Genomic DNA, 13,868 nt, shown 5'->3' on the forward strand with positions numbered 1-13,868 from the left:
GTTCGTGGCTACCCCCCTCCCTGCCCCTCCCCCGCAAGGGGGGAGGGAATGAGAGAGCGGTGGCCGCGTCACGTCGTGCGACGATCAAAGCCTGGAGCGGATAGCGCTGCTACGCCTCCCCATCCCGCCAGCCGATCTTCTCCTTCAAGAACCGGAAGCCGAGCACCTCGAAGCCGGCCCGCTCCTTGTTGTCCTTGCCGTAGCCATGGCCGCCGGCTGCCGGCTCGTAGAACCAGGCCTCATAGCCCATCGTCTGGAGCTTTGCGGCCATCTTGCGCGCGTGACCGGGATGGACACGGTCATCGCGCCGCGTGGTGGCGATCAGGATCGGCGGGTAGGCTTGGCCCGCCTTCACGTTGTGATAGGCGGAATAGGTCTGCAGCCACTCCCATTCTTCCGCCTTGTCGGGGTTGCCATATTCCGCGATCCAGCTCGCGCCCGCGAGCAGCTTGGTGTAGCGGCGCATGTCGATCAGCGGGATGGTGCAGAACAGCGCACCGAAGCGCTCGGGATAGCGCACCAGCATGTTGGTGATGAGGATGCCGCCGTTCGATCCGCCCTGCGCGGCGATGCGCTTTGCCGTCGTCACGCCGCGGCGGACGAGATCGGCGGCCACCGCGGCGAAATCGTCATGCGAGAGCTTCTTGCCGGCGAGCCGGCCGGCATCGTGCCAGCGTGTGCCGAACTCGCCGCCGCCGCGCAAATTGGCCTGCACCATGGTGCCGCCGCGCTCCAGCCACAGCTTGCCGAGCGAGGCGTTGTAGTAGGGCTTCACCGCATGGGCGAAGCCGCCATAGGCGGTCATGTAGACCGGCGCGTCGCCGGTCTCGCGCGCGGGGCCGGTCTGTACATAGGGAATGCGCTCGCCGTCAACCGAGATCGCCTCGTGCTGCGTCACCACGAGGCCGTCGGCGGTGAATGTCTTCGGCGCCTGCTTCAGCACGGTCGGGCTCGCGACGCCGCGCTCGATCAGCAGCATCGACGGTGGCGTGAGCGGATCCTGCACATTGGCCAGCAGGTCGCCATTGCTCTCGGAGGGATGGCGGTCGAGCGGCCAGACGTCGACGACGCCGATCTGCGGCAGGCCGGCAAGCGTCTCGCGGCTCCAGCCTGCGGCGGAGGGCGTGCAGATTTCGAAGCGCGGCTGCAGCTCGTCGAGGATCGAGAGCACCAGCTTCCCCGCCGCCCAGAACAGGCCTTGCAGCGCACGCCGCGGCGCCGGCTCGAACAGGACCGCGAAGTCGCGGCTGCCCGCAAGAAAGGCCGACAGCGACATGCCGAGCACGGTATCGGTGGCATAGGTCCGCCCCTCGACTTGCCAGTCCTTGCGCAGCTTGATCGCGAACCAGTCGCCATGCGCCTGCATCCAGATGCCGGTCGGCAGGTCGAGCTTCGTCGTCGTGCCGGCCGCATCGCGCAGCCAGATGGCGTGGTTGAAAAAGTCGATCTGGTCGACGAGCCAGACCCGCGGCTCGGCTCCGGTGTCATCGGCGCCGCCATAGATCACCATGTGATCGGTCGTGGTCTCGACGATGATTTCTGCCTGATCGACAGGCTGGCCACGCCGCCACAGCCGAACGGTCCGCGCATATCCCGAACTCGTCGCCATGCCCTCGCCATGCGCGCTCGACAGCAGTAGGGTGTCGGCATCGAGCCAGTCGACGCTGCCCTTGGCTTCCGGCAGGGTAAAGCCGTCGGCAACGAAGCTCTTGGTGTCGAGGTCGAACTCGCGCAACGTCACGGCATCGCTGCCGCCGCGCGACAGGCTCAGAATCGCGCGCGAGCTTCCCGGCATCGTGGCGATCTGGCTCAGCAGCCAGTCCTCGCCTTCGCTCGCCGCGAGCTGGTCGATGTCCAGCATGGTCTCCCACGCCGGGCCGGCCTTGCGAAATTCAGCCAGCGAAGTCCGCCGCCACAGGCCGCGCGGATGGCCGGCGTCCTTCCAGAGATTGTGCAGATCGGTGCCGCGCCGGCTGACATAGGGAATGTTATCCGGACGATCGTAGATCGCGGCGAGCGTATCGCGGTCGCGTTCGAACGCGTGCCCGCCGAACGCGGCGAGCGTCAGTTGATTCTGCCGTTCGACGAAATCGAGCGCCTGCTTGCCTTCGATCTCCTCGAGCCAGAGCCAGGGATCGTCGTCGGGAGTGCTGAGCGTTGGCCTGTCGTCGACGGTCATGAACGAAACTCCGGGAAGATCGCGGCGGATAGGATTTGATCGAGCGCAAGCCGTCAAGCGCGCCGCCGGCTATCATCCGTCCGATTGCGTCAGGGGCATGGCCTGCGCCCGTTTGCGCCGGTTGTCCGCCCTCCCGCGCCCCTCCATAGTGCCGGGAATCAACAGAGCCCTTCAGTGCCCCTTCAGAATCCCCTGGGGCGGAAATCCCGATGCTAGACGTGACTTCAGTCCTTGAGATCGCCGACGATGCGCGCGTGCGTGCCAATGTCGTGCGCCTGGCCGCCGCGCAGGCGCTGACCGGCGCCAATTCGGCCGTGATCTTCGCCACGGGCTCGATCGTCGGCGCCACGCTCGCACCCGACATGTCGCTCGCGACCGTGCCGCTGTCGATGTACGTGCTGGGGCTCGCTGCCGGCACGCTGCCGACCGGCGCGATCTCGCGCCGCTTCGGCCGCCGCGCGGCCTTCGTCATCGGCACGGGCCTCGGCACGCTGACCGGCCTGATCGGCTCGTATGCGATCCTGCACGGCTCGTTCGCGCTGTTCTGTGTCGCGACCTTCCTCGGCGGTCTCTATGGCGCGGTGGCGCAATCCTATCGCTTCGCCGCCGCCGACGGCGCCAGCGCGGCCTACCGGCCCAAGGCGGTGTCCTGGGTGATGGCCGGCGGCGTGTTCGCCGGCGTGCTCGGTCCGCAACTCGTGCAATGGACCATGGACGTCTGGCAGCCCTATCTGTTCGCCTTCAGCTTCCTGGTGCAGGCCGCCGTCGCCCTGGTCGCGATGGGCATCGTCGCCGGCGTCGACATGCCCCGTCCCGCTCCGGCCGATCTTCATGGCGGACGGCCGCTGCTGACGATCGTGACGCAGCCGCGCTTCATCGCGGCGGCGTTGTGCGGCGTCATCGCCTATCCCATGATGAATTTGGTGATGACCTCGGCGCCGCTCGCCATGAAGATGTGCGGGCTCAGCGTGTCCGATTCCAATTTCGGCATTCAATGGCACATCGTCGCGATGTACGGGCCGAGCTTCTTCACCGGCGCGCTGATCGCCCGCTTCGGGGCCCCGAAGGTCGTTGCGGCCGGCCTGTTGCTGGAGGCCGGCGCCGCCGGCATCGGCATTTCCGGTATCACCGCGATGCATTTCTGGGCGACGCTGATCGTGCTCGGCGTCGGGTGGAATTTCTCCTTCATCGGCGCGTCCGCGCTGGTGCTGGAGACGCACCGGCCGCAGGAGCGCAACAAGGTGCAGGCCTTCAACGATTTCCTGGTGTTCGGCATGATGGCGATCGGCTCGTTCTCCTCCGGTCAGTTGCTCGCCAATTACGGCTGGCCGGTCGTGAACATGGTGGTGTTTCCGCCGGTCGCGCTCGGCCTCGTCGTGCTCTCGCTGGTCTCCTGGGCGCGCCGCCGCAGGGCGCGGCTGGAGGCCGCCATGGGCGAGTTCCCGGACGCGGTCTGACTGGCGGGAGGCTGTCAGCAGCGTTGATACTTCGATCCAGGTCGAAGTGATTCTCGAGTCCCGCATCGTTACATGATGATCGTCATGAACAGGCGGACCCGTCGCGGGGGACGCGAAGGAGAAGCGCAAATGCTCGACAATCCCCGGCACACGATTTCCATCGACGAATCCTCCCTCCGCTACGAAGGCTGGCGCATCGTCGCTGTCTGCTTCCTGCTCGCGACCTTCGGCTGGGGGCTCGGCTTCTACGGGCAGAGCGTCTATGTCGCCGAGCTCCAGCGCGCCCATGGCTGGTCGGCCTCGCTGATTTCGTCGGGCACGACATTCTTCTATCTGTTCGGCGCGCTGCTCGTGGTCTTCGTCGGCGAAGCCGTCCACAAATACGGCCCGCGGCTCGGCCTGATCGCCGGCACGCTGGCGATGTCGGCGGCCGCGGTTGCGATCGGCGTGGTGCGCGAGCCCTGGCAGCTTTTCCTCGCCGATGCCGTGCTCGCCTTCGGCTGGGCCGGCACCAGTCTCGCCATGATCACCAACACCATCAGCCTGTGGTTCGACCACAAGCGCGGCATGGCGATCAGCCTGGCGCTGAACGGCGCGAGCTTCGGCGGCATCGTCGGCGTGCCGCTGCTGATGACGCTGATCGGCCATGTCGGCTTCGCCAGCGCGATGTTCGCCGCTGCCGGAGCGATGCTGGTGCTGCTAGTGCCGGTGATCCTTATTGTCGTCGGCCATCCGCCGGATCGCCGTGGCGCGCACGCAGCGGCCAGGGCGAAGCCGCAACCATCCTCCCAACTGCGCGCGCAGGCGCTGCGCGACGTCGGCTTCCTCACGGTGACGATTGCCTTTGCGCTGGTGCTGTTCGCCCAGGTCGGCTTCATTGTGCACCTGATCTCGTTCCTCGACCCCGTGATCGGGCGCGAGCGCGCCGCTGCTGCGGTCGCGGTGCTGACCGCGATGGCGGTGGTCGGCCGGGTGCTGTTCTCGCTGGTGATCGACCGCCTCGATCAGCGCCTCGCGTCCGCACTGTCGTTCCTGAGCCAGGCCGTGGCGCTTCTCGTCGTCATCAACCTGCACAACGACTATGTGCTGATCGCAGCCTGCGCGGTGTTCGGCTTCTCGGTCGGCAACCTCATTACCCTGCCGTCGCTGATCGTGCAGCAGGAGTTCGATTCCGCCTCATTCGGCGTGCTGATCAGCCTCAACACCGCGATCAACCAGGTGACCTATGCCTTCGGCCCCGGCGTCGTCGGGGCCTTGCGCGACCTCTCCGGCGGCTATGCGCTGCCGTTCTATCTCTGCATCGCGCTGGAGGTGGTGGCGGCGGCGCTGATCATGGTGCGGGGGCGACGGTCGTAAGGGTGCGCGACGGCGTTTCGACATCCTCCGTGATTGCGAGGAGCCCTTGCGACGAAGCAATCCAGACTGTTTCCGCGGAGGCAGTCTGGATTGCTTCGCGGAGCCTGTCATCGGGCCGCGCTTCGCGCGGACCCGTTGGCTCGCAATGACGAGGAGAGGGAACGGAGTCTAGGCCTCCCGCTGCTGCAACAACCCCTCGACATCCAGCCGCTTCGTCACCATCGCCAGCTTGCCGTCCGGCCCGAACGGCCATTGCTCCCTCGGCCGGTCCCAATAGAGCTCGACGCCGTTCTGATCGGGATCGCGCAGATACAGCGCTTCGCTGACGCCATGGTCGCTGGCGCCATCCAGCGCAATGCCGGCCGAGAGCACCCGGTGCAGCGCATCCGCCAGCGCCGGCCGCGTCGGATAAAGGATCGCGGTGTGATAGAGCCCGGTCGTGCCCGGCGGCGGCGGTGAGCCGCCCTTGCTTTCCCAGGTGTTGAGCCCGATGTGGTGGTGATAGCCGCCGGCCGAGATGAAGGCCGCGCCCGAGCCCATGCGCTGCATCAGCTCGAAGCCGAGCACGCCGCAATAGAAACCCAGCGCGCGATCGAGATCGGCGACCTTGAGGTGGACGTGGCCGATCCGGGTAGCGGCATGGACGGCGGGGCTTTGCGACATGTGAATGCTCCGTTGATGAACTCCACATAGGGCGGGTTTCGGGACAGTGCTATTGGCCCATCGCGAAACCCATCGTTTCCGAATGGGAAACTAAGCCAGCTCCGGCGCCTCGCCCTCCGGCAGCCCGAACTCGAACGTGTTCAGCGTCATCGACACCAGCGTGTAATAGCCGCACAGCCCGATCACCTCGACGAGGCCGCGTTCACTGAGGAGCTTGACCGCCTCGTCATAGAGCCCCTTCTCGACGCCGTGGCCCTCATGCAGCGACTTCGCGACGTCGTAGATCATCTTCCCCTTGGGATCGTCGAACTCGGGCGTGCGGCGGTCGCGGATCGCGTCGATGATCTTTGGATCCATGCCACCCGCAAGCGCGAGGCGCTTATGCGCATACCATTCGTAATGCGCGGTCCAGTGCCGCGCCGTCACCAGGATCGCGATCTCCGAGAGCTTTGCCGGGAATATCGTGTCGAAGCGCAGGACCTCGCCGAGCCGCGTGGCGTGACGCGCCATCTCCGGGCTGCTCAGCCAGGCCATCATCGGCGCCGGCGGCTTGCCGCGCTTGCCGGCGATCGACTCGTCATAGGTCTGCCGCTGGCTCTCGTTCATTTCGCCAGGCGAAAGAAGTTTCAGGCGCATTGTTGTTTCCTCTTTGTTTTCAAGCCTCGACATGACCTCGACTATAGCCGAACGCGCGGCACGGAAGTGGTTGAATTCCGCAGTGCGATGGCCCAGAGTCGCGCCCAACAAATCGATCTTGATTGGTGGAAACGACCATGAGCGAATCCGAAGCCGTCGACCTCGAACAATTCCGCAACGAGACGCGCGCCTGGCTGGAAGCCAATTGCCCGCCGGAAATGCGCAAGCCCACGACGTCAGACGCCGACGTGTTCTGGGGCGGGCGCAACACAAAGTTCTCATCCGAGCCACAGCGCATCTGGTTCGAGCGCATGCGCGACAAGGGCTGGACCGTGCCGGACTGGCCGAAGGAATATGGTGGCGGCGGATTGAGCGCGGCCGAGCACAAGGTGCTGCGCGCCGAGATGGGAAGAATCGGCGCGCGTCCGCCGCTGTCGAGCTTCGGCATCTGGATGCTCGGGCCGGCGCTCTTGAAATACGGCAACGAGGCGCAGAAGAAGGAGCATCTGCCGAAGATCGCCGCCGGCGAGATCCGCTGGTGCCAGGGCTATTCCGAGCCGAACGCCGGCTCCGATCTCGCTTCGCTCCAGACCCGCGCCGAGAGCGATGGCGACGATTTCGTCATCACCGGCCAGAAGATCTGGACGTCCTACGCCAACTACGCCGACTGGATCTTCTGCCTGGTGCGCACCGATCCCGCCGCGAAGAAGCACGACGGCATCAGCTTCATCCTGTTCGACATGACCTCGAAGGGCGTCTCGACCAAGCCGATCCTTTTGATCTCCGGCTATTCGCCGTTCTGCGAGACCTTCTTCGACAATGTCCGCGTGCCAAAGTCGCATGTCGTCGGCACCGTCAACCGCGGCTGGGACGTCGCGAAATATCTGCTCCAGCATGAGCGCGCGATGATATCAGGCATGGGCGAGCGCGGCGTCGGTCGTCCGCTCGGCCAGATCGCTGCCGATTCCGTCGGCACCGATACGCTGGGGCGGCTCGACGATGCAGTGCTGCGCAGTCAGATCGCCGGCTTCGACGTCGATGAAGCCGCGCTTGCCGCCTGCGCCGAGCGCGCGGTCGATCTCGCCAAGGCCGGGCAGGCGCACCCGGCATTCTCGTCGGCGATGAAATATTACGGCACCGAGCTCAACAAGCGCCGCTACGAGATCCTGATGTCGGCCGGCGGCGTCGACGCGCTGGAATGGGAGAGCGAGCGCTCGAAGCAGGGCGCCCGTCCGCGCGCCTGGCTGCGCACCAAGGCCAACTCGATCGAAGGCGGCACGTCCGAGGTCATGCTCGGCATCGTCGCCAAGCGCATTCTGGATTTGCCGGGGGCGTGAGGTTTTCCGTCGTTCCGGGGCGCGCGAGAGCGCGAACCCGGAACCTCGAGATTCCGGGTTCGCGTCTTCGACGCGCCCCGGAATGACAGCAACAAACATTCCGCCAGACGTTAGAGACTTTGCACATGGCCCTCGTCCTCACCGAAGAACAATCGATGCTCCGCGATTCCGCGCGCGGGCTGATCAGCGACAAGGCGCCGGTGTCGCATCTGCGCCACTTGCGCGACAGCAAGGACCCCACCGGCTTCTCCAAGGAGTTCTGGCAGTCCTTCGCCGAGATGGGCTTTGCCGGCCTTTTGGTGCCGGAAGAGTTCGGCGGCTCTGCTCTCGGCTATGTCGAGGCCGGCGTGGTGATGGAGGAGATCGGCCGCACCTTGATGCCCTCGCCCTTCCTCGCCACCAGCGTGGTTGCGGCTTCGGCCCTGAACCGCGGCGGCAATGCTGCACAGAAGTCGGAATTCCTGCCGAAGATCTCCAGCGGCTCGCTGCTCGCGACCCTCGCGGTCGATGAGGGCGCAAAGCATCGACCGCTTCAGACCAGCCTCCAGGCCGTGCGCGCCGGCAACGGCTTCAAGCTCTCGGGCGCCAAGGCGCTGGTCGTCGACGGCCACGTCGCCGACCTCCTCATCGTCGCCGCGCGCACTGCAGGCTCGGCCGGCGAGCGTGACGGCCTCACGCTGTTCCTGGTCAATCCCGCGGCCAAGGGCGTCGCGATCGAGCGCACCATCATGGTGGATTCGCACAATGCGGCGCGGATCGAGTTCGCCAATGTCGAGGTCAATGCCGACAGCGTGCTCGGCGAGGTCGATCAGGGCGCCGGCCTGCTCGAGGGCGTGCTCGACATCGGCCGCGGCGCGGTGGCGTCCGAAATGGTCGGTCTCAGCGACGAGGTGTTCAACCGCACCGTCGAGTATCTGAAGAGCCGCAAGCAGTTCGGCAAGCTGATCGGCGAATTCCAGGCGCTCCAGCACCGCGCCGCCCAGCTCTATGTCGACATCGAGATCACCCGCGCCGCCGTGATGAAGGCGCTTCAGGCGCTCGATACTGATGTCGCCAAGGCCGCGCCAGCCGTCGCGGTTGCAAAAGCCCGCGCCGGCACCACCGCCACCCGCGCGGTGCAGGAGGGCGTGCAGATGCATGGCGGCATGGGCATGACCGACCAGTTCGACATCGGCTTCTTCATGAAGCGCGCGCGGGTCTGCGAGGAGCTGTTCGGCGATGCGAACTACCACACCGAGCAGCTGGCGCGGGCGCGGGGGTATTGAGGCACGCGGCGGGGAGGGCGTGTAGCCCGGATGAGCGTAGCGACATCCGGGAATGCCGCAAGCACCGACCCCGCATATCGCTTCGCTCATGCGGGCTACGGCAGTAGCGCGAGCCGTCATGGCCGGGCTTGTCCCGGCCATCCACGTTCCTGCGGTGCTCCAAAAACGTGAATGCCCGGGACAAGCCCGGGCATGACGATGGAGAGTTCGCAATGACGGCGGCGAGACCGCCGCCGTCACCGCACCGGCGGCGCGTACTGCACGCCGCCCGCGTTCCACAGCTGGTTCATGCCGCGCGGGATCTTCAGCTTGGACTTCTCGCCGATATTGCGCTCGTACATCTCGCCGTAATTGCCGACGTGGCGGATGATGCGGACGACCCAGTCCTTGGTGAGGCCGAGCTGCTCGCCGTAATTGCCTTCGGTGCCGACGAGGCGCATCACTTCGGGCTTCTTCGACTTCAGCGCCTCGTCGATGTTCTCCGAGGTGACGCCGAGCTCCTCGGCGTTGATCATCGCGTAGAGCGTCCACTTCACGATCATCATCCAGTCGTCGTCGCGCTGGCGCACGACGGGGGCGAGCGGCTCCTTGGAGATCATGTCCGGCAGGATCATGTGGTCGCCGGGCTTGGAGAGGTTCAGCCGCAGCGCATAGAGCTGGGAGACGTCGGCGGAGAACGTGTCGCACTTGCCGGTGTCGTAGGCCTTCATCACGTCGTCCAGCTTGTCGAACTTCACCTCTTCGTACTTCATGTTGTTGGCACGGAAGTAATCGGCGACGTTGAGCGCCGTGGTGGTGCCGGCCTGGACGCAGACCTTGCTGCCGGTCAGATCCAGCGACGTCTCCTTGTTGCGTGCGCGCGGCAGCATGAAGCCTGCGCCGTCGTAATAGGCGACGGCCGGGAAATAGAGATCGTAGTCGAGCTCACGCGCCATGCTCCAGGTCGAGTTGCGCGAGAGGATGTCGACTTTCCGGCTCTGCAATTCCTTGAAGCGCTCGCTGGCGTCGAGCGGGACGAACTTCGCCTTGCCCGGATCGTTGAAGATCGCCGCCGCGACCGCGCGGCAGAAATCGACGTCGAAGCCGGTCCAGTTGCCCTTGTCGTCGGGAATCGAGAAGCCCGGCAGGCCCTTGTTGACGCCGCACAGCACTTCGCCGCGACGGACCGTGCGCTTCAGGGTGCGGGTATCGTAGAATTCGTAGATGATGGCCAGGACGCCGACCAGCACGGCGACCGCGAGCCCGATCAGCAGGCCGCCTCGAAATGTGCGCATGATGTCTCTCTCTCGAAATATTCGGGAAAAGGAGTTGGATGGAGGCGGGAGTTAGTCTTGTTGTTCGAGCCTGATCTTTTCGAAAAGCCGCTGCGCACCTTGCGCTGACGCGGCCCTTCCCGTTCGGATCATGCTCTAGAGTTCGGGCTTCTGCCGGATGACCACCTTGGTCCCGACCGGGACGCGATCGTAGAGATCGGCGACGTCGTTGTTGACGAGACGGAAGCAACCCGAGGACACCTTGGTGCCGATCGTGTCGGGACGGTTGGTGCCGTGGATGCGGTAGACGGTGGTGCCGAGATACATGGCGCGGGCCCCTAACGGATTGCCGGGACCGCCGGCCATGAAGCGCGGCAGATAGGGCTGGCGCTGGATCATCTCCGGCGGCGGCGTCCAGTCCGGCCATTCCTTCTTGTTGGTGATGGTCACCAGCCCCTGCCACTGGAAACCGTCGCGGCCGACGCCGATGCCATAGCGGATCGCGCGCCCGCCGGGCTGCACCAGATAGAGGTGCCGTTCGGCGGTCGAGACGATGATCGTGCCCGGCGGTTCGGTGGTGCGGAAGTAGACGACCTGCTTCTGCCACTCCGGCTCGAGCTGGTAGGCGTCGTCTGCGATCAGGCCTGGCTCGTCGCCGCGGTCGGGCTGCTGGGCGGAGGCGTATGAGGTGGACAGGGCGAGGCCGATCGCGGCCACAACGATCCCGGTCAGGCGACGAAAATCCGTCATTTCAAGCTCTCCCCGCTGCCACAGCGCAAATCATTCGGAACCATCAAATCTCAGGGGCATGTTCATGGCAAGTTGATGGCGCGCCCGGCTGGTATGTCACGAGAATGCTTTGGTTTTTTGACGGGCCCGAGGCAATGCCACAAACAGGGGATGGCGCGAAAAGCCTAGGTGGGCGCCGAGGCGGTAGCGCGCTCCTCCCGCACTCTTGTCCGCCGAAGCCTTGGTGAAGGGGGATGCGGGGGAGGGGGATCGCGTAGGACTTCTGGGCGGTGGCCTGAGCACGCGCGCCTCGTCCTTCGAGACGACCGCTCCGCGGTCTCCTCAGGATGAGGCTCAGGCGCACCGGTGCCCGTCGAAATTGCCGCCACGCACTCCGTCCTCATCCTGAGGGCCCGCCGCGGGCGGGCGTCTCGAAGGATGGCCGCAGGGGAGGTCTAGATCTTGTTGCTCTCCGGCGCAATTCCGAGCCGCCGGACGATTTCGGTGCCCACGGCGCGGGCCTCAAGCCTCGAACCGATGCGGGGGCTGCGAAACCGTCGCCCGGACCGCAGCCGGATCGTGACGATGCAGTGCTCGTCCTCCGACCGGCCGCGGCGCTCGACCGTGATCGACTTGACGTCGCGCCCTCCGATATGGTCGGCGCGCAGGCTACCGTCGCCCCACAGGCGTTCGACGCGAATATCGTCCTGCCGGATGATCCAGAAGGCGCCGGTCACGAGGTTGGCATATCGGTGCACGGCGAATGCGGCGATCGCGCCCATCGGCAGCAGCAGCATGTCGATCAGGCCCGGCGACAAGCCGCGCCAGAGCTTGTAGGCGTAGGGAACGGCGCATAATGCGACGGCGATCAGTGCAACGATCCTGATGTCCCTTGCGGAAAACGGCTCGAGGGGGTCGCCGAGGCGCATCTCGGGATTGCTGGCATCGAGCGGATTGACCGGAGCCTCGACGTCGGGGACGTCGAATTGCGCGGCGATCCGGGCCACCATCTCGCGAACATGCGTGACATCGGAGATCGGCGGCGACGTCAGGCGTTCCCCCGAGGCCAGCGTGAAGGCCAATTGGAAACGGGCCTTCACCCGCTTGCTGCCGGGAACCTGCAATCCCCTGATCTCGTCCTTGGCGACGATCCTGGTGCGGAGTTTTCCGAACGGACGTTGTTGTCCGATCAGGATTTCGGTCGGCGTGATGATCCACACCACCGCCGGCGCCAGCATGACGACGCCGACGAACGCCGCTCCCACGAGGAGCGCGACCACCGAGATGATCACTTCCAGGGTGTCGTGCGTGAACAGGCCCGGCGTGAAGCAGAGCGCAACGGCCGCGGCAAAGCCGGACATGACCAGCCGCTGCGCGATCGAGGCGCCTTCACGAAGGCGAATGTCGGTGCTGGTCGTCGCGTCGTCCATTGCGGGCGGCTGATTCCGAGGCTGCGAAACTCCACGGACGGGTCCGTGGAGTCAAGCAGCATCGAAGGCCGCTTCCATCCGGCTTCAGCTATTGACGTTCAGCAAGCGCGCCACCGTGCGGTCGATCTCGTCGTAGCGGCCTTCGCCGGCGTGCTGGAACACGATCTTGCCGGTCTGGTCGACGATGTATTGCGCCGGCCAATATTGGTTGCGGTAGGCGTTCCAGGTCTTGGAATCATTGTCCTGCGCCACCGGATAGGTGATGCCGTGGCGCTTCAGCGCGGCCTGCACGTTGGACGCTGAGCGCTCGAACGGGAATTCCGGCGTGTGCACGCCGACCACGACGAGGCCCTTGTCCTTGTACTTGGCGTAGAGCTCGGTGACGTGCGGCAGCGTGTTGACGCAGTTGACGCAGCCATAGGTCCAGAAATCGACCAGCACGACCTTGCCGCGCAGGTCGGCCATGCTGAGCGGTTTCGAGTTGAACCAGTTGTTGATGCCGGTGAAGTCGGGCGCGGCCTGCTGGCTCGCGGCCGCGGTGACGAGGGGCGCAGCGCGCGCGGCCTCGTCGCAGATGCCGGGGATGACGGCGCCGGTCACGGCCATGCCGATCAGTGCGGTGGAGACGGCGAGCAGTTTGAGAGTCATGGAAGCGTCCTCCGGTTGGGATGCAGTTTGATCACAGGCCGATCTGGCCGGTGGGGTAAAAGCCGGTGAGCCACGCCACGATCAGCGTGTCGTACTGGAAATAGGCGGCGAGGGCGAAGGCGATCACGACGACGCCAAAACCCTGCTGAAGCCGCGGCGAGATCCGCGCGAGGCTGCGCACGCGCGTGGTCGCGGCCTGTCCGCCATAGGCGATCGCCAGCATCGGGATCGCCGCGCCGATGGCGTAGGCGACCAGCAGCGTGCCGGCCCAGCCAAGGTTCTTCGCGGTCGCGACCAGCGTCAGGATCGAGCCGAGCACGGGACCGGCGCAGGGCGTCCAGACCAGGCCAAGCGTGGTGCCGAGGATGAGCCCGCCGAGCGCGCCCTCGCGCCGGGTGGCGCTGGAGTTGCCGAGATCGAGCCAGCCATTGAGCCGGATCGACAGCCACTCGAACGGCGCCGGCCACAGCATCAGCAGGCCGAAGCCGAGTAGCAGGATCGAGGCGGCCTCGCGCAGCACGTTCGGGTCGAAATCGAACAGCCGCGTGATGGCGCCGAGCAATAGTGCGGTCGCCGAGAACGAGACCACGAAGCCGAGCGCGATCATCGCCGGCCGCAAGTGCCCCGCTCGCCCGATCGAGGCGCCGAGCAGGATCGGCAGCATCGGCAGCGTGCAGGGCGCGGCGATGGTGAGGATGCCGGCAAGGACAGCGAAGAAAAGTTCGAGCATCAGGGCACTCGTGAGGGTCACGAGGGCAGTTCGCGCTTGACGCGTCAGTCGTTACGCAGCGTCACGGGTTCGTGACGGGCGAGGCTGTTCTCGCGGGGCCAGCTGCGGGCCGCGCGGACGGTGCGTTCTCTCCCCCTTGTGGGGGAGGGCTAGGGAGGGGGGTAGCTCAGGAAAAGGTGCGCATT

The 13,868-nt window shown here is 65.9% G+C and carries 12 protein-coding genes; 4 read left to right on the forward strand and 8 right to left on the reverse strand.

The window, feature by feature from the left end; all coding sequences use genetic code 11:
- Window positions 1-109: 109 nt before the first annotated feature.
- Window positions 110-2,179 carry a prolyl oligopeptidase family serine peptidase gene (locus GPL20_RS37945; protein WP_157337761.1) on the reverse strand — a complete coding sequence of 690 codons (2,070 nt, stop codon included), beginning with the start codon at window positions 2,177-2,179 and terminating at the stop codon, window positions 110-112.
- Window positions 2,180-2,388: 209 nt separating this feature from the next.
- Between GPL20_RS37945 and GPL20_RS37950 the strand changes: the two genes are divergently transcribed.
- Entirely contained in the window at window positions 2,389-3,636 is a 1,248-nt protein-coding gene (locus GPL20_RS37950; RefSeq protein ID WP_157337763.1) for an MFS transporter, read from the forward strand.
- Between the two features lie 129 nt (window positions 3,637-3,765).
- Entirely contained in the window at window positions 3,766-4,992 is a 1,227-nt protein-coding gene (locus GPL20_RS37955) for an MFS transporter (protein WP_157337765.1), read from the forward strand.
- 168 nt (window positions 4,993-5,160) lie between these two features.
- On the opposite strand, the gene GPL20_RS37960 is transcribed toward GPL20_RS37955, so the two are convergent.
- Together GPL20_RS37960 and GPL20_RS37965 are read right to left on the reverse strand one after the other, a co-directional pair.
- Window positions 5,161-5,655 carry a VOC family protein gene (locus GPL20_RS37960; RefSeq protein ID WP_157337767.1) on the reverse strand — a complete coding sequence of 165 codons (495 nt, stop codon included), beginning with the start codon at window positions 5,653-5,655 and terminating at the stop codon, window positions 5,161-5,163.
- 90 nt (window positions 5,656-5,745) lie between these two features.
- Window positions 5,746-6,291, reverse strand: a complete 546-nt coding sequence (locus GPL20_RS37965; protein WP_157337770.1) for a carboxymuconolactone decarboxylase family protein — start codon at window positions 6,289-6,291, stop codon at window positions 5,746-5,748.
- Window positions 6,292-6,428: 137 nt separating this feature from the next.
- Here GPL20_RS37965 and GPL20_RS37970 point away from each other — a divergent pair, with 137 nt between their 5' ends.
- Together GPL20_RS37970 and GPL20_RS37975 are read left to right on the forward strand one after the other, a co-directional pair.
- Window positions 6,429-7,628: an acyl-CoA dehydrogenase family protein gene (locus GPL20_RS37970; RefSeq protein WP_167533387.1), complete on the forward strand. Its 1,200-nt coding sequence runs from the start codon at window positions 6,429-6,431 to the stop codon at window positions 7,626-7,628.
- Window positions 7,629-7,753: 125 nt separating this feature from the next.
- Window positions 7,754-8,893 (forward strand): acyl-CoA dehydrogenase family protein, encoded by a 1,140-nt coding sequence (locus GPL20_RS37975; protein WP_157337774.1) that lies wholly within the window; start codon window positions 7,754-7,756, stop codon window positions 8,891-8,893.
- 236 nt (window positions 8,894-9,129) lie between these two features.
- On the opposite strand, the gene GPL20_RS37980 is transcribed toward GPL20_RS37975, so the two are convergent.
- The 5 genes from GPL20_RS37980 to GPL20_RS38000 form a co-directional block, all read right to left on the reverse strand.
- Entirely contained in the window at window positions 9,130-10,167 is a 1,038-nt protein-coding gene (locus GPL20_RS37980; RefSeq protein WP_157337776.1) for an amino acid ABC transporter substrate-binding protein, read from the reverse strand.
- Between the two features lie 135 nt (window positions 10,168-10,302).
- Window positions 10,303-10,896, reverse strand: a complete 594-nt coding sequence (locus tag GPL20_RS37985) for a L,D-transpeptidase (RefSeq protein WP_157337778.1) — start codon at window positions 10,894-10,896, stop codon at window positions 10,303-10,305.
- Window positions 10,897-11,330: 434 nt separating this feature from the next.
- Complete coding sequence (locus tag GPL20_RS37990) at window positions 11,331-12,305, reverse strand: hypothetical protein (protein WP_157337780.1); 975 nt, start codon at window positions 12,303-12,305, stop codon at window positions 11,331-11,333.
- A gap of 84 nt (window positions 12,306-12,389) precedes the next feature.
- Window positions 12,390-12,953 carry a thioredoxin family protein gene (locus GPL20_RS37995; protein ID WP_157337782.1) on the reverse strand — a complete coding sequence of 188 codons (564 nt, stop codon included), beginning with the start codon at window positions 12,951-12,953 and terminating at the stop codon, window positions 12,390-12,392.
- Window positions 12,954-12,984: 31 nt separating this feature from the next.
- Complete coding sequence (locus GPL20_RS38000; RefSeq protein WP_157337784.1) at window positions 12,985-13,683, reverse strand: cytochrome c biogenesis CcdA family protein; 699 nt, start codon at window positions 13,681-13,683, stop codon at window positions 12,985-12,987.
- Window positions 13,684-13,868: the final 185 nt, after the last annotated feature.

Source organism: Bradyrhizobium cajani (genome assembly GCF_009759665.1).
Taxonomy (GTDB): Bacteria; Pseudomonadota; Alphaproteobacteria; order Rhizobiales; family Xanthobacteraceae; genus Bradyrhizobium; species Bradyrhizobium cajani.